20 protein-coding genes are annotated in these 23,596 nt (G+C 35.8%); 1 reads left to right on the top strand and 19 read right to left on the bottom strand.

Annotation, left to right across the window (positions count from 1 at the left end; genetic code table 11):
• The first annotated feature begins 196 nt into the window (after positions 1-196).
• Positions 197-1,729 carry a 2,3-bisphosphoglycerate-independent phosphoglycerate mutase gene (gpmM, locus tag PVK71_RS06650; protein ID WP_274419109.1) on the top strand — a complete coding sequence of 511 codons (1,533 nt, stop codon included), beginning with the start codon at positions 197-199 and terminating at the stop codon, positions 1,727-1,729.
• Between the two features lie 349 nt (positions 1,730-2,078).
• Here the strand turns inward: gpmM and galE are convergent, their stop codons facing one another.
• The 19 genes from galE to wecC all read right to left on the bottom strand — a co-directional run bounded on the left by galE (position 2,079) and on the right by wecC (position 23,596).
• Positions 2,079-3,086, bottom strand: coding sequence for a UDP-glucose 4-epimerase GalE (gene galE / locus PVK71_RS06645; protein ID WP_274419108.1), 1,008 nt, complete (start codon positions 3,084-3,086; stop codon positions 2,079-2,081).
• Positions 3,087-3,263: 177 nt separating this feature from the next.
• Positions 3,264-4,217, bottom strand: a complete 954-nt coding sequence (locus PVK71_RS06640; RefSeq protein ID WP_274419107.1) for a DHHA1 domain-containing protein — start codon at positions 4,215-4,217, stop codon at positions 3,264-3,266.
• Positions 4,218-4,413: 196 nt separating this feature from the next.
• Positions 4,414-5,580, bottom strand: coding sequence for a nucleotide sugar dehydrogenase (locus PVK71_RS06635; RefSeq protein ID WP_274419106.1), 1,167 nt, complete (start codon positions 5,578-5,580; stop codon positions 4,414-4,416).
• Between the two features lie 125 nt (positions 5,581-5,705).
• Positions 5,706-6,770: a UDP-N-acetylglucosamine--undecaprenyl-phosphate N-acetylglucosaminephosphotransferase gene (gene wecA / locus PVK71_RS06630; protein ID WP_274419105.1), complete on the bottom strand. Its 1,065-nt coding sequence runs from the start codon at positions 6,768-6,770 to the stop codon at positions 5,706-5,708.
• Between the two features lie 186 nt (positions 6,771-6,956).
• Positions 6,957-8,021 (bottom strand): DUF1972 domain-containing protein, encoded by a 1,065-nt coding sequence (locus tag PVK71_RS06625; protein WP_274419104.1) that lies wholly within the window; start codon positions 8,019-8,021, stop codon positions 6,957-6,959.
• Positions 8,018-8,575: a dTDP-4-dehydrorhamnose 3,5-epimerase gene (rfbC, locus tag PVK71_RS06620; protein ID WP_274419103.1), complete on the bottom strand. Its 558-nt coding sequence runs from the start codon at positions 8,573-8,575 to the stop codon at positions 8,018-8,020. Before rfbC ends, PVK71_RS06625 begins: the two co-directional genes overlap by 4 nt.
• Positions 8,576-8,579: 4 nt before the next feature.
• Entirely contained in the window at positions 8,580-9,461 is an 882-nt protein-coding gene (rfbD, locus tag PVK71_RS06615) for a dTDP-4-dehydrorhamnose reductase (RefSeq protein WP_274419102.1), read from the bottom strand.
• The gene (gene rfbA, locus PVK71_RS06610) at positions 9,461-10,354 is read right to left on the bottom strand and encodes a glucose-1-phosphate thymidylyltransferase RfbA (protein ID WP_274419101.1); all 894 of its coding nucleotides are present in this window, start codon (positions 10,352-10,354) and stop codon (positions 9,461-9,463) included. The genes rfbD and rfbA overlap by 1 nt, the downstream gene beginning before the upstream one ends.
• Positions 10,354-11,448 carry a dTDP-glucose 4,6-dehydratase gene (gene rffG / locus PVK71_RS06605; RefSeq protein ID WP_274419100.1) on the bottom strand — a complete coding sequence of 365 codons (1,095 nt, stop codon included), beginning with the start codon at positions 11,446-11,448 and terminating at the stop codon, positions 10,354-10,356. Before rffG ends, rfbA begins: the two co-directional genes overlap by 1 nt.
• Before the next feature lie 20 nt (positions 11,449-11,468).
• Positions 11,469-12,404 (bottom strand): class I SAM-dependent methyltransferase, encoded by a 936-nt coding sequence (locus PVK71_RS06600; protein ID WP_274419099.1) that lies wholly within the window; start codon positions 12,402-12,404, stop codon positions 11,469-11,471.
• A 5-nt stretch (positions 12,405-12,409) separates the two neighbouring features.
• Positions 12,410-13,228 (bottom strand): glycosyltransferase family 2 protein, encoded by an 819-nt coding sequence (locus PVK71_RS06595; RefSeq protein WP_274419098.1) that lies wholly within the window; start codon positions 13,226-13,228, stop codon positions 12,410-12,412.
• Entirely contained in the window at positions 13,225-14,208 is a 984-nt protein-coding gene (locus PVK71_RS06590) for an EpsG family protein (RefSeq protein ID WP_274419097.1), read from the bottom strand. Before PVK71_RS06590 ends, PVK71_RS06595 begins: the two co-directional genes overlap by 4 nt.
• 77 nt (positions 14,209-14,285) lie before the next feature.
• Positions 14,286-15,356: a hypothetical protein gene (locus PVK71_RS06585; RefSeq protein WP_274419096.1), complete on the bottom strand. Its 1,071-nt coding sequence runs from the start codon at positions 15,354-15,356 to the stop codon at positions 14,286-14,288.
• 210 nt (positions 15,357-15,566) lie between these two features.
• A complete protein-coding gene (locus tag PVK71_RS06580) occupies positions 15,567-16,301 on the bottom strand; it encodes a class I SAM-dependent methyltransferase (protein ID WP_274419095.1) in 735 nt (244 codons plus the stop codon).
• 128 nt (positions 16,302-16,429) lie between these two features.
• A complete protein-coding gene (locus PVK71_RS06575; protein ID WP_274419094.1) occupies positions 16,430-17,758 on the bottom strand; it encodes a lipopolysaccharide biosynthesis protein in 1,329 nt (442 codons plus the stop codon).
• 4 nt (positions 17,759-17,762) lie between these two features.
• Positions 17,763-19,349: a hypothetical protein gene (locus tag PVK71_RS06570; RefSeq protein ID WP_274419093.1), complete on the bottom strand. Its 1,587-nt coding sequence runs from the start codon at positions 19,347-19,349 to the stop codon at positions 17,763-17,765.
• 2 nt (positions 19,350-19,351) lie between these two features.
• Positions 19,352-20,509 carry a hypothetical protein gene (locus PVK71_RS06565; RefSeq protein WP_274419092.1) on the bottom strand — a complete coding sequence of 386 codons (1,158 nt, stop codon included), beginning with the start codon at positions 20,507-20,509 and terminating at the stop codon, positions 19,352-19,354.
• The gene (gene asnB, locus PVK71_RS06560) at positions 20,499-22,337 is read right to left on the bottom strand and encodes an asparagine synthase (glutamine-hydrolyzing) (RefSeq protein ID WP_274419091.1); all 1,839 of its coding nucleotides are present in this window, start codon (positions 22,335-22,337) and stop codon (positions 20,499-20,501) included. Before asnB ends, PVK71_RS06565 begins: the two co-directional genes overlap by 11 nt.
• A complete protein-coding gene (gene wecC, locus PVK71_RS06555; RefSeq protein WP_274419090.1) occupies positions 22,337-23,596 on the bottom strand; it encodes a UDP-N-acetyl-D-mannosamine dehydrogenase in 1,260 nt (419 codons plus the stop codon). Before wecC ends, asnB begins: the two co-directional genes overlap by 1 nt.

The following is a 23,596-nucleotide window of genomic DNA, read 5'->3' as shown; positions in this document are numbered from 1 at the left end:
CCACCACGATCACCTCTGAATTCTACAAGCGTAGCGATCTGAACTCCATGCTCTTAGCTTTTGCTTTTATAGAAGCGAAGCAGTCTAGCCTCTAGTTAGCGCAGCGTATAGTTTCTGGCCCATTTTCAAACTTTGTAGTAAAATTACACAAAGTTATTTATTCGAATTTATTAAGTTATTGACGAGGAACACCTTTATGTCAGCTAAAAAGCCTATGGCTCTAGTTATTCTTGATGGTTACGGTCACCGTGAAACTCAAGCAGATAACGCAATCACAAACGCAAACACGCCAGTTCTTGACGGCCTAATGGCTACTCAACCAAACACCCTAATTTCAGCTTCAGGTATGGACGTTGGTCTACCTGATGGTCAAATGGGTAACTCTGAAGTAGGTCACACAAACATCGGTGCTGGCCGTGTTGTATATCAAGACCTTACTCGCATCACTAAAGCAATCTCTGATGGTGAGTTCCAACAAAACGAAACACTAGTTAACGCTATCGACAAAGCAGTGAAAGCTGACAAAGCGGTTCACATCATGGGTCTTATGTCTCCAGGTGGCGTTCACTCTCATGAAGATCACATCTACGCAGCAGTAGAAATGGCAGCAGCACGTGGCGCAGAGAAAATCTACCTACACTGTTTCCTAGACGGCCGTGATACACCACCACGTTCAGCTGAAAACTCTCTGAAAAACTTCCAAGAGCTATTTGCTAAACTAGGCAAAGGCCGTGTTGCTTCTCTAATTGGTCGTTACTACGCAATGGACCGTGACAACAACTGGGATCGCGTACAAAAATCTTACGATTTAATGACAGAAGCAAAAGCAGAATTCACTTTTGCAACAGCTGTTGAAGGTCTTGAAGCTGCTTACGCTCGTGAAGAGAACGATGAGTTTGTACAAGCAACTGAAATCAAAGCAGAAGGCGAAGAATCAGCAGCTATCGTTGATGGCGATGCAGTTATCTTCATGAACTACCGTGCTGACCGTGCTCGTGAAATCACACGTGCATTCGTTCCTGATTTCGATGGTTTTGCTCGTAACGTATTCCCAGCAATCGATTTTGTTATGCTGACTCAATACGCGGCAAATATCCCTCTTCTTTGTGCATTCGCTCCTGCGTCTCTAGAAAACACATACGGTGAGTGGTTATCTAAAGAAGGTAAAACTCAACTACGTATTTCTGAAACTGAAAAATACGCACACGTTACTTTCTTCTTCAATGGCGGCATCGAAGACGAGTTTGAAGGCGAAGAGCGTCAACTAGTTGCTTCTCCAAAAGTAGCAACTTACGACCTACAACCTGAAATGAGTGCACCTGAGCTAACTGAGAAATTAGTTGCTGCTATCAAGTCTGGTAAATACGACGCTATCGTTTGTAACTTCCCTAACTGTGACATGGTTGGCCACACTGGCGTATACGATGCAGCAGTTAAAGCCGTTGAATCTCTAGATGAGTGTATCGGTAAAGTGGTTGACGCAATCAAAGAAGTGGATGGCCAAATGCTAATCACTGCTGACCACGGTAACGCTGAAATGATGATCGACCCTGAAACAGGCGGCGTTCACACAGCTCACACTAACCTTCCAGTTCCTCTTATCTACGTTGGTAGCAAAGCGGTTGAGTTTAAAGAAGGCGGTAAACTGTCTGATCTAGCTCCAACGATGCTAGCACTAACAGATACAGCGATTCCTGCTGAGATGTCTGGTGAAGTTCTTTTTAAATAGAACTATACGCTTTGCTGACTAGAAACTAGACCGCTTCGCTTCTATAAGAGCAAATGCATAATAAAATGCCCACAGGTTTGTCGCCTGTGGGCATTTTTGATTTAGAGGTAATAGAGTTCAGATCGCTTCGCTAGCAGAATTCAGAAGTGTGCGCGGAACTAACAGCACCAAAGAAAGTTCTCCCCCTTAAACGCTATAGCAATGAGATCGATAGCGTTAATACAAGGGGGAGTTAGAGGGGGTTGGTTCATCTATTAAGGGGAGGAACAATATTGTGATCGCTGAATCCACAACGATCACCTCTAAATCCTTTAAGGGAGCTTGCGACCGATCTGAACCCTGCCTTTACTTAATACCCCTTTGGATTATTCGACTGCCAGCGCCACGTATCCGCAGTCATATCATCAAGAGACAGTTTTGCTTCCCACTTCAGCTCTTCACGCGCTTTAGCAGGATCAGCCCAGCACTCTGCAATATCACCCGCACGGCGTGGCACAATTTGATAAGGTACTTTAGTACCAGACGCTTTCTCAAATGCAGCAACCATTTGAAGTACACTGTTGCCATTCCCGGTACCCAAGTTATAGATATGCAAGCCCGCTTCTTGGCCTTTATATTTTAGTGCAGCTAAGTGACCATCTGCTAAATCCACCACATGGATATAATCACGAACACCTGTACCATCCACGGTTGGGTAGTCGTCACCAAACACAGATAAAAACTCACGACGACCAACAGCCACTTGAGAGATAAATGGCATTAAGTTATTTGGAATACCTTGCGGATCTTCACCCATGGTACCTGATTTATGAGAGCCTACAGGATTGAAGTAGCGAAGCAGCGTCACACTCATCTTAGGATGTGCTTTTTGAATATCGGTTAGACACTCTTCAACCATCAACTTGCTGCGACCATAAGGGTTTGTAGCTGATGTTGGGAAATCTTCACGGATTGGAGTAGAAGCAGGATCACCATAAACCGTTGCTGATGAACTAAAGACAATACTGTTCACACCCGCTTTACGCATCGCTTCAACCAAAACCAAAGTACCCGATACATTATTATCGTAATACATAATTGGCTTTTCAACCGACTCACCTACCGCTTTTAACCCAGCAAAGTGGATTACGCTATCAATTTGGTTTTCAGCAAAGATGGTCGCTAAGATTTGAGGATCACGAATATCACCCTCATAGAATTTAGGTTTAACACCAACCAAGGCTTCAATGCGATCAAGCACCACTTCTTTACTGTTGTATAAATTATCTAGAATGATCGGCGTTAGACCCGCTTCAATCATTTGTACACATGTGTGGCTACCGATGTAACCCATTCCGCCAGTGACTAATATGTTCATTATGTATCCTAATTATTATGTTCAGAAGCGAGTACTGTCGGCTTCTAAATTCAAGATATTGCAAATCAGTGAAATAGAGTTCAGATCGCTTCGCTAGCAGAATTCAGAGGTGATCGCTGCAACAACGCTCACCTCTGAACTCTGCAAGGGAGCTTGCGACCGATCTGAATTCTGCTCTTAATACTTCCCCTCAACCACTTGAATAAACTCAGCAACGTTCTCTTTCGGCAATACATTAATTCCCGCCGCCGCCTCACGACCACCGCCGGTTTCAAACGAGCTACAGATCTCACCCGCACCTTGCTTATTGTTCAGTGGCGCACGTAGTGACACCATATAAGTGCCATCGGCATTTTGCGTTAACACCGCATGCGCAGAATCAGGAGATTGGTTTGCTAACAAGTTACCATAAACGCCGCTAATACGACGTGCCCATGCCTCATTTGGTAATTCAAATAACCCTAATTTCTCACTTTTGTGCTGCGCTTCAATCGCTAGCGCACTATCCATATCCAATTTATACGCCACTTGCAGTTGATAAAAAGGAGAGGCCTTATCGGCAATAACATCAAATGGTGAGGTGTATTTTAACAACATTTGATACAACTCGGCTGGATCAAAATGCAGATCATCCAACTTTGTCCCATAGCCATTATAGTTGATTAACGTACCCAACTCTTTAAGCTGTTTTTTTTGCTCAACAGATAAGCCCGCAACGTCTGCCAGGTCATCTGCTTTAGCAATTAAGTTATCTCCATAAGCCGCGGTAATCGCCCACTCATGGAACTGACCATTTAATAGATTATCAATAATTAATGCGGTGCAGGTATTAGCATCTAAATCGATATGAACAGATAGATTCTCGTGTTCAGGAATGTCACCCGCACGATGGTGATCCGCATAAAACACTTTAGCACCAGACTCCAAAGCAAGCTCTAGAGCCACCATGTTCTTTTCCATTGAGATGTCTAATACGGTTAGGTTATCACCCGCTTTAGTATCAACTTTAGCCACTAAGTTGATGTCACGTTTAACGCCGGTGATTAAGGTTGATTCTTGAGGAGTAGCCAGACGAAGCTGAAGAAGTGCGATGATGCCATCAGCGTCACCGTTGAAGATGTCGTAGTTCATGTTTCAATCCTTTTGAAGAACCAGAAATGCTGCCTTATGGTCCTACGGTCCTGATTGGGAGTCAAGGTTAGGTTTAATTCTTTAAAACAAAAAAGCGGACACAACCAATTAGTCATGTCCGCTCTTGCTTTTAAGTCTTTACTCGCCCCTATAGGACGAAGTCCGTCCTCGCCTCTCGCAGCGAAGCACCTTGATTTTAGTCACTACCAAATAAATCGCGAGTATAAACCTTACTCTCAACGTCTGATAACTCTTCCATCATACGGTTTGAAACAATCACATCTGACACTTGCTTAAACTCAGCCAAATCTTCAATCACACGAGAATTAAAGAAATCCGCCTCTTTTAATACTGGCTCATAAACGACAACTTCAATGCCTTTGGCTTTCAAGCGCTTCATAATGCCTTGAATCGAAGAAGCTCGGAAATTATCAGAACCCGCTTTCATGATTAAACGATAAATACCCACCACTTTTGGATTGCGCTTCATGATAGATTCAGCAACAAAATCTTTACGGGTACGGTTAGCATCCACAATCGCACCAATAATGTTATTTGGTACTTCTTGATAGTTAGCTAATAACTGCTTAGTGTCTTTTGGTAGACAGTAACCACCGTAACCAAATGATGGGTTATTGTAGTGACTACCAATACGAGGATCTAAACCCACCCCTTCAATAATTTGGCGAGCATCTAAGCCGTGCGCTTCAGCGTAAGAGTCCAACTCATTAAAGTAAGCCACACGCATTGCAAGGTAAGTGTTAGAGAACAACTTAACCGCTTCAGCTTCAGTTGAATTCGTCAGTAATACTTCAATGTTCTCTTTTATAGCCCCTTCAACCAATAAATCAGCAAACACTTGAGCGCGATCAGACTGCTCACCAACAATAATGCGTGATGGGTGTAAGTTATCAAAAAGAGCGCGACCTTCACGTAAAAACTCAGGAGAGAAGATAATATTATCACAGCTCAACTCTTGTTTAATTCGCTCGGTATACCCGACAGGAACGGTAGATTTAATTACCATTACTGCATTTGGGTTAATTGCCATTACCTCTTTAATCACCGCTTCAACTGAGCCTGTATTAAAATAGTTCGTAACAGGATCATAATCAGTTGGTGTTGCAATCACCACATACTCAGCGTTTTTATAAGCCAACTCTTTATCAAGCGTAGCTGTCAGATTTAGCTCTTTATTCACTAAGAAGTCTTCAATCTCTACATCTGAAATAGGCGATTTTTTGTTATTAATCAACTCAACCTTTTCAGCCATAATATCAACTGCAATCACTTCATTATGTTGCGCTAACAACACTGCATTCGATAGACCAACATAGCCTGTACCGGCAATGGCTATTTTCATTATTGTTATCCTTGAGGGACAATTTATCTTAAGGGATTATTAGGGAGTAGAGCAAAAGCAAGCTCAGTACTAACTGTTAATCATTCTCGCATCTCAAAGCGAAGCGTTCTGCTTTTACGCTCTTACTAAAGCCCTCGCCACTCATGTATCTTAGCACTCACCTTCCACACATTACTCAACAACAATGCGTAGACACCAAAGCAACCAATAAACAAGTAGAACATCACATACTCAGGAATATTCACCATCTCGCCGTAGATACCAAATGCAGCATAAGCTGTTGCAATACCGCAAATAATTAGCAACGTTTGAAGTGAACTAAAACCTAAGCGCTGAAAGATATGATGCAAATGCTCTCTATCGGGTTTAAATGGTGAGTCACCGCGACGTACACGACGGATCATAATAGCAGCCATATCCATTAACGGTACTGCAATTAACCATAGCGCTGTCACAGGACGGAGCGGCGCTTTTGTACCATTCTGACTTGCAAGTAATAAAAACCAAATAACTGTAAAGCCAATAAGCATGCTACCAGCATCACCCATAAAAACTTTATAACGACGAGTGAACACACCTAAGTTAAGCAATACATATGGAAGGATAATAACGATTAATACTAAACATAAATAGGCTAGGTTTGATTGTCCATCAATATAAAGGATTGAACCAAGGCCAGCAAACGTAACAATAGATAAGCCACCGAGAAGTCCGTCAATACCATCAACCATATTAAAAGCATTAATGGCACCAATCACAGCTAAAACAGTAATCACATACCCCAACCCAATAGTTGATAAGTTCATTTGACCAAAACCAAACATATTACCGAGTTGATGTAACTGGATATCCGCAATCATCATCATAGCAACAGATAGGCTAGCCTGAATAAGCAAACGTACTTTAAAACTAAGATCAATTTTATCATCAATTGCACCAACTAATGTCAATATAAAAATTGATGATAAATAAAGCCTATAACTAGGTAATAAATCGGAGTTTGATATTAAAAAGTGCATAAAAGCAATGCAGATTGATATCCCCCCGACAAGCGGAATAGCACCAGTATGATGTTTACGCTCATTGGGTTTATCAACAAGATTGATTCTTTGGGCAACCTTTCTCATCATGAATAGAATGGAAAGAGAGATAAAGAAAGTGAAGCCAAGTTCGAGTAATGAATGAGGCATGGAAGTCCTAGAAAAAATAGTACATTCTATTTAGTATCACCTATAATCTAATATGGATACTTAAACTATATATTTTCACCGAAATAAAATATCATAAACTTCTTTTATATAAAAGAACAAGCCTGAAGTTTATGCTTCAACCTCTTAAAAATTAAGCTTAGTATACTACTTACTGGAGTGTACTATTTATAAATACGTGTTCTCATATTGTTGTGAAATTTTTGTCCATGTATAACGCTTCTGAGCTATATCTTGCATAAATCCCCCCCTATCCGTTAGTTCAACCACATCACTATTTTTATTTAGTATTTCCACTAAATCATCACAATCTTTAAAGTACATTGCTTTATCTTCAGTGCTATAACGATTAAAACTGCAATCAAATGCAATAATGGGGATACCAAAATGCATCATTTCCACTAATGAAGGGTTTGTACCACCAGCTGAGTGGCCATGTATATACACAGAACAGCCACGACGAAGCTTATAGAGCGTTTCAAGATCGTAGATGGGATCTAATAACTCGATGTTTGCAAATTTAGAGTATATGCTTTTCATCCTACAGCCAAATTCACTTGCGTTCCAATTACCCACAAATTTAATTTTATATTCAGTTTTTGAGTAAGACTCAAGAATCATGTGGACATTATTTTCAGGTTCTATACGACACAGTCCTAAAGCATAGGCTTCTTGATCTTCTAATGAAAAATCCTGGAACCCTATCACTGCATGATCACCACCATAAGCAATTGTTTCTGACGCTACCCCATATTCTTCTTTTACATAATCAGTAATGGCTTGATTATCTGTAACTACAACATCTGAATATTTTACAGCCACCAATTCTGATAATTTAAGAAATCGTTTTGCCCATTTCCCCCATTTTTCGCGCTTCCACTCTAAACCATCAATATTAGTGACAATTTTTGATTTTGAAAATAGTCTAAAAACAGGAAGAAATATACAGCCAGAAACGCCCAAAATTAGCGTCACATCAGGTTTTAATCTCCAGGCTTTTATCATAGATAAAATGTCATAAGGAATACTTTGAGGGCCATTAGCTTTCAATGGTAAGTAAAACAGTTTAGCCTTATTATGTTCGCTTAATTTTTCAGTATAGTGTTTTGATGAGCAAAAAATTGAATACTGCGTTTCACAATCTCTATTTAACGTTAAATTTTCAACAAGAGATTCGAAGCCACCATAACTTGCAGGAATACCAACAGTGCCAATAACTACCACTTGTTTCATAGCAGGTTCATAACTCCATTCAATGAAGGTGCTACCATATCTTTATGAGATAATGATGGTGCATAATGATGGGTATTCACAGGCCACTCAATACCAAGAGCATCATCATTCCAAGCGATTGATATCTCAGCGCTAGGATTGTAATAATCCGTACATTTATAAACAAACTCCGCCTCTTCACTCGTCACATAAAAACCATGTGCAAAACCTTCTGGTACCCAAAGTTGGCGCTTATTCTCTGCCGACAAATACTCACCAACCCATTGACCAAACGTCGGTGAATTTTTTCTAATATCTACAGCTACATCAAACACTTCACCAGACACCACACGCACTAGTTTACCTTGCGTATTTTCCGTTTGGTAATGTAAACCACGCAAAATCCCTTTCTTCGATTTTGAATGATTATCTTGCACAAATTGGGTCGGCTTACCTGTTACAAGCTCTTCAAATTGCTTTTGATTCCAGGTCTCCATAAAGAAACCACGCTCATCACCAAAAATACTAGGCTCTATAATTTTCACATCAGGTATTCGAGTATCGATTACTTTCATTATCTTAACCTTTATATGCTTGGATATTGTTTAATGCCGCTGCCCAATCACTCGCCTTAATCGCAAAGCTCTTTGTGATTTTATCGGTACTTAATCGAGAATTACTTGGTCGCTTTGCTGGTGTTGGGTATTGGTCAGTTGTAATACTTGTTAAGCTCGGCTTATTTAAAATAACGGTTTGTTTAACCGCTGTATCAAAAATAGTTTCAGCAAATTCAAACCAACTCACATGAGGTAAACCTGAATAATGATAAACACCGTACTCAACATCACCACCTTCTGTGATTCGCTTTGCTATTTGAATTAATACATGAGCAATATCACCCGCGTATGTCGGACCACCAAATTGGTCTCCTACGATGCTGAGCTCATTCCGTGTAGCGCCTAGACGTAGCATGGTCTTCACAAAATTATTACCATTTTCACCAAAAACCCAAGCGGTACGAAGAATAATGTGTTTATCGCACGCATTGGCAACCGCAATTTCACCCGCTAATTTACTCTCGCCGTAAACACCCTGTGGGTTTGTCGTATCGGTTTCTTGATACTCGCTCACTTTGTTGCCTTCAAAGACATAATCCGTTGAAATATGCAGGATTGCAGCGCCAGTACGTTGTGCGGCTTGCGCTAAATAATTAGGTCCATCACGATTAATCGCATAAGAAAGTTCAACTTCCTCTTCCGCTTTATCTACCGCAGTATGAGCTGCAGCATTAATGATGATATTTGGCTGAAATTCAACCACGGCGGCATTTACCGCCTCTTGATTTGTAATATCAAGATTCTCTTTATCAAGTGCTAATACGGTTGTATTTTCATTACCAGCAAGCTGTTGAGTTAAACAATGTCCAACCTGTCCGTGACAACCTGTAATCAATACTCGCATTAGCTCGCGACCTTCTTCTTATTTTCATTCACTAAACGCGTTAGATACTGACCGTATTCATTTTTCATCATCGGTTTTGCAAGAGTTAATACTTGCTCGTCGCTTAACCAATTATTACGCCAAGCAATCTCTTCTAAACACGCGACTTTAAGGCCTTGTACATTTTCAATCGTTTGTACAAACGAAGAAGCTTCATGCAAACTCTCATGTGTGCCTGTATCTAACCATGCAAAGCCACGACCGAGTAATTCAACGTTCAGTGAGCCATCGTTAAGGTACATTTCATTTAGCGTAGTTATTTCAAGCTCACCACGATGCGAAGGTTTGACTTGTTTTGCCATTTCTACCACTCGATTATCATAGAAATATAAGCCTGTTACCGCATAATTTGATTTCGGTGTTTCAGGCTTTTCTTCAATCGAGACCGCTTTCATCTTTTCATCAAATTCAACCACACCAAAACGCTCAGGGTCTTTTACTTGATAACCAAACACCGTTGCTACCCCTTGAGAAGTCAACTCACATGCTCGACTTAATTGCTGACTAAATGATTGACCATAGAAAATATTATCACCAAGCACTAAACATACACTGTCATCACCAATGAATTCTTCACCTATAATAAACGCTTGCGCTAACCCATCAGGACTTGGTTGAATGGCATATTCAAGGTTAATACCAAAATCAGAGCCATCGCCCAATAAGCGTTTAAAACCGGCATTATCTTCAGGCGTTGTAATGATTAGAATATCTTTAATACCCGCAAGCATTAAAGTAGATATTGGATAAAACACCATTGGCTTATCGTAAATAGGCAAAAGCTGTTTTGATACGCCACGAGTTAGTGGGTATAAACGCGTACCAGAGCCACCAGCAAGTACAATACCTTTCATTATTTAGCCGCCTTTTCAATTTCTATAGACTTTGAAGATACGCCTAAACGCTCTCCGGCATAAGAGCCATCTAGCACGCGAGACCACCATTGTTTGTTATCTAAATACCATTCAACGGTTTTACGAATGCCTGATTCAAATGTTTCTTCTGGTTTCCAGCCTAGCTCACGCTCAATTTTCGATGCATCAATGGCGTAGCGAACATCGTGCCCAGGGCGGTCTGTTACATAGGTAATTAAATCAAGATAATGATTAACACCTTCTGGTTTATTAGGAACTAACTCTTCAAGTAATGAACAAATAGTTTTAACAACGTCAATGTTTGCTTTTTCGTTATGGCCACCAATATTGTAGGTTTCACCTACTACACCTTCCATCACCACTTTATATAAAGCACGTGCGTGGTCTTCAACAAATAACCAATCACGAATTTGCATACCATTTCCGTAAACCGGTAATGATTTACCATCGAGTGCATTTAAAATCATCAATGGAATGAGCTTTTCAGGGAAGTGATACGGACCATAATTATTTGAGCAGTTCGTTACCATCGTTGGTAATCCATAGGTACGCAGCCAAGCGCGCACCAAATGGTCAGAAGAGGCTTTTGATGCAGAATATGGTGAAGATGGCTCATACGATGTTGTTTCAGTAAACAAGTCATCCGTTCCTTCTAAGTCTCCATATACTTCATCAGTTGATATATGATGGAAACGAAAGGCTTGTTTTTTATCATCAGCTAAAGTGTTCCAATAAGAGCGTGTCGCTTCAAGTAAAGTATAAGTGCCTACAATATTGGTTTCGATAAAAGCAGCGGGGCCATCAATAGAGCGATCAACATGAGACTCAGCGGCTAGGTGCATTACCGCATCTGGCTTATGATCTAAAAATACTCGGTCTAATTCAGCTCTATCACAAATATCAACTTGTTCAAACGCATAGCGCTCATGAGAACTCACATCAGATAGTGATTCTAAATTACCCGCATAAGTCAATTTATCTAGGTTAATAACGCTATCTTGTGTATTACTGATAATGTGACGAACCACTGCTGAACCGATAAAGCCTGCGCCGCCAGTGACTAATATTTTCATTTAAAGTTTCCCCTACTAGCTTATTGATCTCGTTTTAAAAGAGATTTTGCTAACTCTTTAACTCCTAGTAAATCCAAAGTTCGTATAACATGTGGCCGCAATTTCCGGATTGGGAAGGTAACTTTATAATACGTCAACCGTGATAATACTTTCTGAAACTCTTGTTTTGATTCTGACTTATCTATCTCTGTGATTGCTCCTTTTTCGCAAATAAAACAAACACTAGTATTTGCAATTTGTTGGGACTTGATAATATTGAAGCCATATTTATTCAACAGTTTCTCTAATGTATACCCTGTAAAATAGTAAAGATGGTATAAAATAAAATACTCACCTACCAATTTAGCATAAGGTGTTTTCATATTAGGAACTTCAATGTATAACCTACCGTTATCTGACAATAAATTATGGATAGAGTAAAGCGCATCTCCAGGATTTTGCAGATGCTCTAATACATGGACTATAGAAATAAAATCAAACTTTCCTTCTTTTCCAAGGTAATATGTACCTATATCTTGATTAGAAATATTGTCTTCCGAAGCAATGCCTTCTTTTATTATATGCTTCCTATAATTATCATTCATTTCTATACCATGGATAATTGGCTTATCATCACAAAGAGTAGCAATATTCTGTAATAACGTTCCGCTGCTGCATCCAATATCCAAGATATTCCTAGAGTCCTTACTAAAGTAAGGGCGCAGAACCTTGAGTATTCTATCGGCCCTTAGTTGTTCATAACTAATAACATTTTTATCTACTGTATTTTGATTTGAATATTGATCTCTATATTTACTAGCATAGAATAAATCCAACTCTCCCTTTGTCGGAATTGGAGAAAGTTGGCAAAAAGAACATTGCTTGCATATCAATACATCATGATTGCCATTATCAATTTTACAGTACATATGCCAATCAGAAGAGTCACATATTAGACAGGTAAGTTTTTCGTTCATAGTGGTTAAAAAAACCTTTTAAAATTAAGAGTTACTTTATAAAAACAAAGTGTTAAAAAGCTGACCTGATTAAAATAACAGCTTTTTTTATACAATAGATTCAATATCCGTAATGAATTTTGAGACTTACGTAAAACATAACGTATTGAAAACCTGTGGGCCCCTTCAACATTCGAAGAATGCTGTCGATACGAAATAGTTGCTGAAGGGATGTAGCCTATCTTACCATACCTCGAAACATTTACAGCAATCCAATGGTCATGCAGCATCTCAGGGAGAGCAAACGGTAAAGATACACTAATGGCCATTCTATTTATAATAACAGTGCAGCCAGTGACAACATTAAGAGTTAACAACTTACGCCAGTCCTTTGCAACTTGGCAGTCCAGACTTTGAAACTCCCAAAAAGATTCGCAGAATACATTTCCAGAGTTATCCATCAACCTAAGATCAGAAAAGACTAAGATTGGTATTGAAGCATCTTCTTGCTCTAATTGCTTTATTTTCCTTAGAGAAATCTCAATCTTTTCAGGATCCCAAATATCATCTTGATCACACAGCATAACGTATTCTGCCGTACTCGCTCTAATCAAGGCCATGAAACTACCGGCAGCCTTCAGATTACCTTTATCCGCTGTAGACAAAAAAAACAGTTCCGGATATCGAAAAATATATTCTTCAATAATCGATATAGTTGCATCACTAGAACCATCATCACGGATGGTAACAAAAAAATCATTGCAGCTTTGGGAGACTAAAGAGTCAAGCTGTTCTTGAAGATAGGCTTCGCCATTATATGTTGATAATAATACTTCTACTGTCATACTCCCCCCCACCAAATATTGAATTGTAAGATACTCTTAACCAACCAAAAATATAAAGAAATAACAAAAAGAGCTTGTACATAAACATTATTTCTTAGGTTGAAAATTTTAAATAATTGGAATGTTAACAAAACAGATACAGGAATAAAATAAAACGTAAAACGATCGACCAAAAAAGCATCAATTCTAAATATTGTCATTATGCTAGGAATAGTCAAAAACACCAAAAATAATCGAACTTGCTTATCATTCAATCGTTCAAAAACGGATAAGAAAATGATAATAATAATCAAATATAAATAATAGATGTGCTTCAAAGTAAATACATTACTCTTATTCCAAGTTAAATACCAATATAAGCGAGCGAAAGACCAATGGTTTTCCTTAAAATGAAATACAATCTGCGCCAAACTCATATCAAGCATATAAAAAACAGCGCAGCATGCTATATATATAAATATATAGCATTTACTACGCATAAAAAACACCAACATGAATGATAATAAAAGAATAACTGCACTAGTATGAGTAAACGTAGCTAGAATGACGAACAACAGATACTTTATATAACGCTTTTCTATAAGATAGCTCAGGGCTAAAGTCCCAAATGCAATGGCAATGCCCTGTCTAAATATATTAACATTAATATTTACAAACAAGAAACTAACAGTAAAGGTTGCAAATACAACTAAGAAATCTTTCCTCTCTAATCTATAAAAAGCATATAGGATAGTAATACAAATTAACATCGAAATAGCAAAAAAGAAAAGAGCTTCCCCTCCCCCTAAAAAACCCACAACAGATGCGATTATTTTAATCATAGGGGACATATCTTGCGATAACGCAGCGGAATTATCAATTAATAAAACATAATTCCCAGCATCACTACCAATATCAGCTGTACGAAAAGAAAAGAAAATACAGTATAGTATTATTACCCCCCCCCCCACACAGCCATTTATTACTAGAATCTTGAGCATAAAAATTAATTGCTAATAATAAAACAAACAGAAAGAAATTTAATATTGAATAATAAATTAAGAAATTGTAGTTATCACTAATCACTGCATACTACACTCTCTATAAATTGTAATCTTCTATTTTCATTGTATTGTGAAGATATCAGCCACTTCTGTTCATCAGGAATAACAAAATCTTTATAATTATCAATAAATTGCTCTAAACTTTCAATATCAAGGCCGTAACGAGTATCAACAATTTTCATCCAGTGAGGTTGTTTTTCATCAATATACGCTGAGTCTTTACAACCTAATATAACAGGAAAACCACCTGCAATATATTCTCTGACCTTAAGAGAATTTGATTCATACATATCATTTCGATACATAGCTAAAGAACCGATACAGACACAGCATTCCTTCATAATGTTTTGATATTCTTTTCTTCCTAAATATCCATGATAATGTAGGTTATGCCCCCCCCGCCCCTCAATACCAATTATATGAAAATCAATTTGAGTTAAATTAGATGCTAGCTCTTCTATAAAGTCAACTCCATGCCATGGCTGATTTGGTGTACCAATAAAAAAAACACCCTTTCGATTATATCCAGGTCTTTTTATTGTAGTAAAATCATCGATATTAATACTATTAGAAATAGCTATAGACTGCTTGTTATATTTTGAAATATTTTTATTCAAAGACAATTCTTTAGTAACCGAAACAATTCCTTTGACATTATTAAAAATGGCGCCTCTAAATAAAATATAAATCATATAGCGAATAAAAGATTTAACTGTTTTTTCTTTTTTAAATAAAACATAAAATTCAGACAAGTCATTTGTATTAATTTCAGTAACTACACTGTACTTACATAGTAAAGTTCGAATAGTTTGACTATAGGTATCATAACGGAAATAAACCACATCTGGATTAAAATCAGCAACATCATTTAAAAGTGCTTTATTTGAATACAAGCGAGACTTAATATACGAATTACCCACATCATATTGATTTGCTTTAAGAATACTGTCACCTTTTGATGGCACTTGACAAAATACTTTGACATTATGCCCTTGCTTACCCCACTCACTCACCTGTGTGAGTATCTTTAAAGTAACACCATCATTCCTTGTTATATCATGAGATAGTAAATATGCAATATTCATTATTTACTCCCCCCCCCCCTTTTTTACGTTAGACTTAACTATATTCTAAAAATATAAACGAGTAACTTTGTAAGTTGGAAAAGCAACATGTCTAAGTGTTATTTATCCATAGTAATTCAGAACGGAGCGCTATGTACTAGCGAAGATTCAAATATGCACTAAATAAAACATCAAAAACATACGCGCAAAAAAAACACACTCTCGTTACAATTAATCATTAAAACCAATATCTACTTGTTTTTCTTTTTCTAATAAGAAAAACATTGTATATGACATTCTGGTTTTTAGCCATTTTAATCGATATATGTAATTACCAATTAAAGGGATTTTTCTAAATTGATTAAATAAAGGTGTACCTTCTGTTGGAATAAAATCAACCACTTTAAATCCGCAAGATGCACATAATGTAATAAAGTGCTGAATATCCCATGAGTTAATATGGTCCATACCTTTATTATAGTTATTAATTTTTTGCTGTGAACGTTTGATAATTCTTTCTTTAGACATAAAAAACTGTTCTAAAAATAAATTAAAATTACAACCGTTAGGAAGACCTATAACAAGTTTACCTTCATCTTTAAGCATCTTATTTATATTATTTAAGTATGTACCTGGATTATGAACATGTTCAATAACTTGAGAGCTAAATATTAAATCATACTCTAAACTAGGGAATTTAAAGTTTTTTAAATGAACATAGTTAATATTAGCATGATAATTCACCTTGGAAGCCAAATCTAAAGAATCCTGACATAAATCAACAGCATCTACACTAGCCCCATACTTTGTCACGAAAAGAGAGCTTACTCCACCCCAGCCACACCCATAATCTAATACCTTGGAATCTTTTAATAATTCAGGGAATATTTCTTGCATTTGATAATGTCGGCCATACTTATCAGAAAAAACTTTCTCATAGTGTTTTACTAAATCTACTTCATTCATAAGAAATCCTAACTTTAAAAACGAACCCATATATAATTGATATTTACCCTTGAATGTTAATTAAATACCATTAAATTTAACAACACTGAGGTGTATAATATATTCATAAAAATAAATACTATACTATACTATACATTTATATCCATAAAAAAATTACCCATAACAATAATAAATACTGTAGCGTAACTAATTAAAACCCACCATCCTCTCTTCTCTAAATAATATTTATTTGTGTATATCTGTAAAATAGAAGAATAAACAAACAAACCCAAAAAACTTGCCAAAGCTGCACCTATTATGCCTAATATAGGAATTAATAATATATTCAACACCAAGTTAATCATTGAAGAAAACATACTAGCTATTGGATAAATCCATATTTTTTTATGGAAATTAATTACCAATGTTGGTATTTTATACAACCCACCCATCATGAAACCAAACATTATATAAGGTATAACTTTTGAAGACTCATAGTAATTAGGATTAGATATAACCACTAATATAACGTCACTAAAGTAAGAAATACATATTGTGATAACAAATACAAATACAAAGTACTTTTTAAAAAAAATATGAATTGTTTTTAATGATGATTCATAATCAGTTTTTAGTTTTTTATACACATCAGGAAGAATAGCTTGATAAATAGCTTCGTATAAAATAGCTAGTCCTTGCCCAAGCATAAATGCAAATGAATATATACCTAACGCATTTTCTCCAATATAATACTTTATTAAGAATCGGTCCATATAGAGAAAAACCATACTTTGCACTGCTAATAACAAAGTAGGCATCGATAATAATAATGTAGATTTCAGCATGCTCATTTGAAAAGATCGTGAAATAGAAACAATTCCAATCCGATTCGCAACAATATAGTTATACAATAACGAGAGCATTGATGCTAATGTCTGGCCTAATAGCCGTCCCAAAAGCCCTAAACTTGAGCATGCTATAAAAATCACCGATAATCCATGATTAAGAGTTGTCTGTAAAATCGACTGCTTCAATAGAATTGTTGATTTTTGCTCATTATAAAGTATACGAGTAAAGAAGGTTAAAAATACAGAGAATATTGCAGCAATAATAGTAAGAATAAACATGTCTTCAGTTTCAGGGTAGATCAAGATTGAAATTTTTTCAGATAAAAACATACCTAAAATCAAGACCACACTACAAATAGTAACTAGAAACCAGAATACCGTTGATATATAAACTTTCCTTTCTTTATCTTTATAATCAAAATATAAACGACTAACACTACTTTGAACATCTAAGGAACATATTGTTATAAAGTATTTAAACACAATCAAATACAATGAGAGAATCCCAAATTGCTCAGGAGTAAAAACATGCGTATAATATTTCATCATTAGAAATGTGGCTACTGATGCAATTATAGAACCAGTAAAATATTTTGACGCATGTTTGATTATTGTTTTTATTAGATTCAATTTATTAAACCATTAATTTGATGGGTTTAAATATCAACCGATTGCAATATTTCCTTTCGTGTAATTCATAATCAATACGTTTTAAATTACCTATTTTCCAGTTTCTCAGAGCTAAATATAACTCACCTTCATCCGTTGCATAGTTAACCAATCCATCACTTGCTAAATCTCTATAGTTTTCTATACCTAACATATTAACTTGAAGGACTGGTTTTCTCATTATCAAAGCTTCGTGTAATACATTTGAAAAAACTGAAATAATTAGAGAACTACTCATTATTTCTTCTTCAATTGATACCTCTGGGCTAACGATCGTAATATTATCACATTGATACTCAGCACATATTTGTGCGTATTCATCATTGAGTCTTGTACGAATTTTTATCGTTACATCTAAATTATCTAAAACAAACTTCTTCAAAGTGAACATCATTCTTCTTGTATGCTCTTCATTAAATGGAGATGAGTATAAACCATCTATAGAAAAGTATTCACCTACAACCAAGATACTCTTATCATTTATATTTTCTGGCTTAGTTTCATTAGACATAGAACTAAATAGTACATTACCTGTTATAATCTTATCTGCTGAGTTATTATATATAACACTTTGAGCTAAACGGTTTTTGTGGTCATTACTCCAAAAAGAATAAATATTAGTTCCGTACGAAATATAATGAACTTTATATTTAAAGTTTACTCCATGTGGTATACAAGTTGTTCTTACTCCAAATTCATCATTTAAAACCTTAGTTACATAGTCGATACAAGGGTATGCATCAAAAAGCCCTAGAATATTTTCCAATGAATCAAACTTAATGGTTAAACTTTCAAAACATAATACTTGTATTTCTAGTTCAGATAAATGATGGATTAAAAGTTTTTTTAACGCGATAGGTGTACTAGTATTTAATATTGATTTACGATTTTGTCTAAATCTTTTAAACGATTTAATCATAAGTTCATGACAAACAAACTTATAATTTATAAAATAATCCTGATCATAACAAATATTCTTATAACTATTTTTCCCTGTTAGAAATGGATATGTTATGCAGTTATTGAGGTACGGTTTAGCATACTCAAAAGATATTTTACCGTCATATAAAAAAAATATCTTTTGAGTCGTATAGCTTTTGACTCTAAATCGATTAAGGCAAAAAATAGAGAGTTTTACTAATTTACCAAAAACATGTTTGATTATGCTTTTCTTTGATTTAACACTTTCAATTTTGACACCGTCAAGATCTACCTTAAGTAAATCAATAATATCTTCAAGTAAATCTCGTCTCCCTGTCTTAATTAAGATATTTTTATTTTTACTTTTATAGTATTTAACTACTTCTAATAATCTACAGCATTCAAAAAGGTCTTTATCTGCTAATTTTAGTAAGCTAATATATAGGCTAGGTTCCGTCGAACCACTAAATTTATCAAACATTACTTTATTTAGTTTTCGACATACTTTATGTGAACTCATAAAGTATTTTGATAAATCAACCGAAATATTATCTGAATCTTTCTGAATAATTTCTACTCGTTGTTTATACCCCTTAGCATCAAAAAGTTCTAGAATTACAATATCATTCATTATCATCGATCTCCCAATAATTTAATTTCTTCTATTAGATCAGAAAATAGATGTTTCATACTCCATTTATCACGAGAATTCTGCACATTCATCTTTAAGTCATCAACGAGTTCTAATCTATTTGAATAATAGCCTAACTTTTGTCTCAATTCCGAATACTTCCCCTCCTTTGCTATATAGCCAAAATTATTATCATTAACAATACTTCTTGCTTCTCCATCTGGAAGAAATCCAAATATAGGAAGGCCGATATTTATATATTCATATATTTTTGATGGTACACAAACAGAAAAGTATGGATTAGAAAGAGATACAAAACCCGCATTATGATTTTTCATTATACGTTGATATAATTCATCTCTAGTCACAGGTTTTTTGATATAAATATTATCATGCTCCCGCTTAAACGGGTCACTATTAGAGTAAACTGTTAAGCTTGTTTTCTTTAATCCTGAAAATACATCAGGATAGTAATTTGGACCTTGATATTTATTCAACGTCCCAGCATAGACTATGCTAAGTGAGTTATTGTTATTTGGTAAGTGGGAATAATCTCGATTGCTTTCGTTGCCTAAGAATCCAAAATGATTGTTTATAACTCTTCCTTGAAATTTCTCTTCAATATATTCTTTATATGAATTACAACTCGTAACAACTAAATTGGCGTTATTTAAATATTTAATTAACAAATGGTCACGATTTACGTGAAGAAATGGTGATAAGCTTTTATTATTTACCGTGGTATGAAGAACAGGATCCCTAAAATTAGCAATGTATATACAGTCAGTTTTATCCTTTACTAGACTAGCAACTTTCAAGGAAGCAAGATCTCCCCCTGTTGTAGCAAATACGATATCCTCTTTGTTTACTTTATGACGTAAATAGTTAACGCAATTATTAGCCCAGTCATCCAAGTAATCCTCTGAAAAGCCAAACCTCTGTTTCGTCCAATTTACTCTATCTGAACCTTTACCATTATCGAAAAGTGTCAAGTATTGATTATCAAGTGATATGTTATTTAACGTTTTAGAAAGAGAAATAACTTCTACTTGATAACCATGTTCACAAAATTGCTTTACTGCACCTTCTCGCATTAAGGCGCCACCACTATTAGAGTCGTGAGTATATGTTCTAGTTATATAGTATATCTTACGCTTCATTTTTGAATCTCAAATTATATTTATCAATCCATATCGACGTTGTATAAAGTCGAAAAATCATATTATAATCTACAGGATTATCATTCAAAAAATCATAAATCATCGAATCAATTGCACTTACATTGAAGAATTGATTATATTTTTTAATATTATTTACATGTTCAATAATATCTTTCTTAAGTCCTGTTCTCATATATATCTCTTGAGGTGAAACAAAACCTGCTTTATCTTTTCTATCCAAGACTTTAGGAGCTACAAGCTTATTCTTTCTAGCAATTTCTCTCAGTGGTATCTTAGCAACACCTTCTGATATTTTTAATTCAGGAGAAATGCTAAGAGCTCGCATAACAAGCCTATAATCTAAGAATGGTACTCTAGATTCAATACCTACGGCCATAGAGTTCCTATCATCATACTTGAGATATTCTGGTAACGCCGAACACATTAGATTAAACTTCAATCTATTTTGAAGAGTTCGAGGAGGGAACATCGAACGACTTTTCAATAATGTAACCTTAGGCTTTTTAGGTTTAGATAAAGCTAATGATACTATTTTTATTAATATATTTACTCTACTTAAACCACTGATTATTTTATACTCAGAGATTTCCTTCGAAAACTTAGAAAATTTGAAATTTATTAATAGATCTAAATAATAACAAATGATATGCTCATTATATCCAGAAAAGGTCTCGTCTGCACCCTGACCATTAAAGACAACTTTAATATCTGTATTTTCACTTATATATTTGTACAATTGATATTGATATATTTGAGCCATACTTCTTAACGGACTCTCTTGAATATACACTTGCTGAGCAACACTTTCTGACAATTTATCCACTTCTGGAGTTAAATACTCTACATCAAGACCTAAATATTCTTCAGTTTTTTGTATATATTTCTTCTCACAGAAACGCCCATCATCAAACACCGCTGAAAATAATTTATAATCACTATTGAACTTTTTAGTAACACCAGCAATAACAGAGGAATCTATCCCTCCACTAAGCAGCCCTCCAATTTTGACATCAGCTCTATTTCTTAACTTTATAGAATCATAAATAAGATCGCAAACAGACTCATTTTTATCTTCATATGAGTCAACATCAAAATACTTAAATTCAGTTTTCGCTCGAAGCTTATCGATAATTAAAACAGTGCTTGGTTCAACCTGATACACACTTTCATAAAGTGTGTTCTTATCAAAATCGATATAGTTTTTCTCTAAAAATAGGGCAAGAAAGTCATTATTTATAAATGAGATATCAAGAGCTTTAATTTCTGAAGAAACAAAAAAACTAGTGCCTGTATCCATATAATACAGAGGTTTTACACCGAACCTATCACGAGATAATGTTACTGTTTCACTTCCTCTGTTATAAATACATATCCCCCACATTCCATTGAATCGTCGAAAGCAATCAGTGCCCCATTCAATATATGACTTTAAAACAACTTCTGTATCAGTATCCGTAGAGAATTCATATCCAAGAAGTCTTAATTCTTCGCGAATTTCAATATAATTATATATTTCTCCATTAAATGCTAACGATAAATCACCATCTACAAATGGCTGAAGACCATCTTGGCTATGGTCTATAATGCTTAATCGGACATGAGCTAGAGCATCAGTATATAAGTATTTTAAATTTTCATCGTAAGAAGATAGCCCTTGAGGTGATCTTATTTCATGTTTTTTTTCTTTATTAAAAAAAGATATCCCCTGCCCATCTGGGCCTCTATGTTTAATTCTATCTACACGTCCTAAAAATCCATCTAACTTTGAGGGAGTAATTTTAAAAAACTCGCCGATAATGCCACACATTACCAAATTCCCTTGGTATCAATTACTATTCCAACAGGTTTAGATTGTTCTTTAAATTCTTTATGGTCAACAAGCATAATATGTATATCCGCTTCTCTTGCATCATCTAATGTAACTAACTGACAAGACAACGATTCTGGTAAGTTCGAGATATTAGGCTCCACAGTAAGTATTTTACCCGTATGTATCTTAACAATCTCCTTAACAATATTTAAAGCAGGGCTTTCCCGTAAATCATCAATATCCGGTTTAAATGCTAAGCCATAACAAGCTATTGTAATATCTTTTACCATTTTATCAGCATTCTCTTGTAGGAAGTCCGCAATAGCTATCTTTGTTTTATTAACAACCCAGCCAGGTTTGCTATCGTTTACTTTTCGCGCTGTATGAATCAATTGTGCTTCTTCGGGTGTTTTTGACACTATAAACCAAGGATCAACCGCAATGCAGTGGCCTCCTACACCAGGTCCAGGCTGTAGAATATTCACTCGTGGATGGCGGTTAGCCAGAGAAATTAGTTCCCATACGTCAATATCAAGTCTGTCGCAAATAATCGAAAGTTCATTAGCAAATGCAATTTGCACATCGCGTGAGCTATTTTCTGTTAATTTTGCCATTTCGGCTGTACGAGCATTTGTAATAATACATTCGCCCTCTACAAACGTTTTATAAAGATCAACACTTCGTTCAGAACACTTATTAGTTAACCCACCGATAACACGATCATTTTCAACAAGTTCACGAACAACATGACCTGGTAAAACACGCTCAGGACAGTGTGCAATGTTGATATCAGCATCTTCACCATGAGTTTGTGGAAAAGTGAGGTCGCTACGATCTTGAGCAAGCCAAATCGCCATTTGCTCTGTTGCACCTACTGGTGAGGTAGATTCTAAAATAACCAAATCACCCTTCTTCAATACTGGAGCAATTGCTTTACTTGCAGCTTCGATATAAGAAAGGTCAGGAGCAGGGATATCCCCCTCCTCGCACGGTAAAAATGGTGTTGGCACTGCAATTAAAAAGGCATCAGCAGGTTCTGGTTGAGTCGTTGCTTTTAAATAGCCTCCACTCACAGCTGCATGAACAATCATATCAAGATCTGGCTCTACAATATGTATTTTACCTTGATTTATTGTATCTACAGCATGTTGATTAACATCAATACCTATTACTTTCTTCTTACGCGAAGCAAACATAGCAGCTGTCGGCAAACCAATATAACCTAAACCAACAACTGCAATAGTTTCAAATGACAT

Source organism: Aliivibrio sp. S4MY1, assembly GCF_028765545.1.
Taxonomy (GTDB): domain Bacteria; phylum Pseudomonadota; class Gammaproteobacteria; order Enterobacterales; family Vibrionaceae; genus Aliivibrio.
This window is presented reverse-complemented; position numbering and strand designations above follow the sequence as displayed.

What these genes read in the sequence shown, in the direction of transcription:
- gpmM (WP_274419109.1), top strand. Translation starts at nt 197, where the DNA reads ATGTCAGCTAAAAAGCCTATGGCTCTAGTTATTCTTGATGGTTACGGT.
- galE (WP_274419108.1), bottom strand. Translation starts at nt 3,086, where the DNA reads ATGAACATATTAGTCACTGGCGGAATGGGTTACATCGGTAGCCACACA.
- PVK71_RS06640 (WP_274419107.1), bottom strand. Translation starts at nt 4,217, where the DNA reads ATGAACTACGACATCTTCAACGGTGACGCTGATGGCATCATCGCACTT.
- PVK71_RS06635 (WP_274419106.1), bottom strand. Translation starts at nt 5,580, where the DNA reads ATGAAAATAGCCATTGCCGGTACAGGCTATGTTGGTCTATCGAATGCA.
- wecA (WP_274419105.1), bottom strand. Translation starts at nt 6,770, where the DNA reads ATGCCTCATTCATTACTCGAACTTGGCTTCACTTTCTTTATCTCTCTT.
- PVK71_RS06625 (WP_274419104.1), bottom strand. Translation starts at nt 8,021, where the DNA reads ATGAAACAAGTGGTAGTTATTGGCACTGTTGGTATTCCTGCAAGTTAT.
- rfbC (WP_274419103.1), bottom strand. Translation starts at nt 8,575, where the DNA reads ATGAAAGTAATCGATACTCGAATACCTGATGTGAAAATTATAGAGCCT.
- rfbD (WP_274419102.1), bottom strand. Translation starts at nt 9,461, where the DNA reads ATGCGAGTATTGATTACAGGTTGTCACGGACAGGTTGGACATTGTTTA.
- rfbA (WP_274419101.1), bottom strand. Translation starts at nt 10,354, where the DNA reads ATGAAAGGTATTGTACTTGCTGGTGGCTCTGGTACGCGTTTATACCCA.
- rffG (WP_274419100.1), bottom strand. Translation starts at nt 11,448, where the DNA reads ATGAAAATATTAGTCACTGGCGGCGCAGGCTTTATCGGTTCAGCAGTG.
- PVK71_RS06600 (WP_274419099.1), bottom strand. Translation starts at nt 12,404, where the DNA reads ATGAACGAAAAACTTACCTGTCTAATATGTGACTCTTCTGATTGGCAT.
- PVK71_RS06595 (WP_274419098.1), bottom strand. Translation starts at nt 13,228, where the DNA reads ATGACAGTAGAAGTATTATTATCAACATATAATGGCGAAGCCTATCTT.
- PVK71_RS06590 (WP_274419097.1), bottom strand. Translation starts at nt 14,208, where the DNA reads ATGCTCAAGATTCTAGTAATAAATGGCTGTGTGGGGGGGGGGGTAATA.
- PVK71_RS06585 (WP_274419096.1), bottom strand. Translation starts at nt 15,356, where the DNA reads ATGAATATTGCATATTTACTATCTCATGATATAACAAGGAATGATGGT.
- PVK71_RS06580 (WP_274419095.1), bottom strand. Translation starts at nt 16,301, where the DNA reads ATGAATGAAGTAGATTTAGTAAAACACTATGAGAAAGTTTTTTCTGAT.
- PVK71_RS06570 (WP_274419093.1), bottom strand. Translation starts at nt 19,349, where the DNA reads ATGAATGATATTGTAATTCTAGAACTTTTTGATGCTAAGGGGTATAAA.
- PVK71_RS06565 (WP_274419092.1), bottom strand. Translation starts at nt 20,509, where the DNA reads ATGAAGCGTAAGATATACTATATAACTAGAACATATACTCACGACTCT.
- asnB (WP_274419091.1), bottom strand. Translation starts at nt 22,337, where the DNA reads ATGTGTGGCATTATCGGCGAGTTTTTTAAAATTACTCCCTCAAAGTTA.
- wecC (WP_274419090.1), bottom strand. Translation starts at nt 23,596, where the DNA reads ATGTCATTTGAAACTATTGCAGTTGTTGGTTTAGGTTATATTGGTTTG.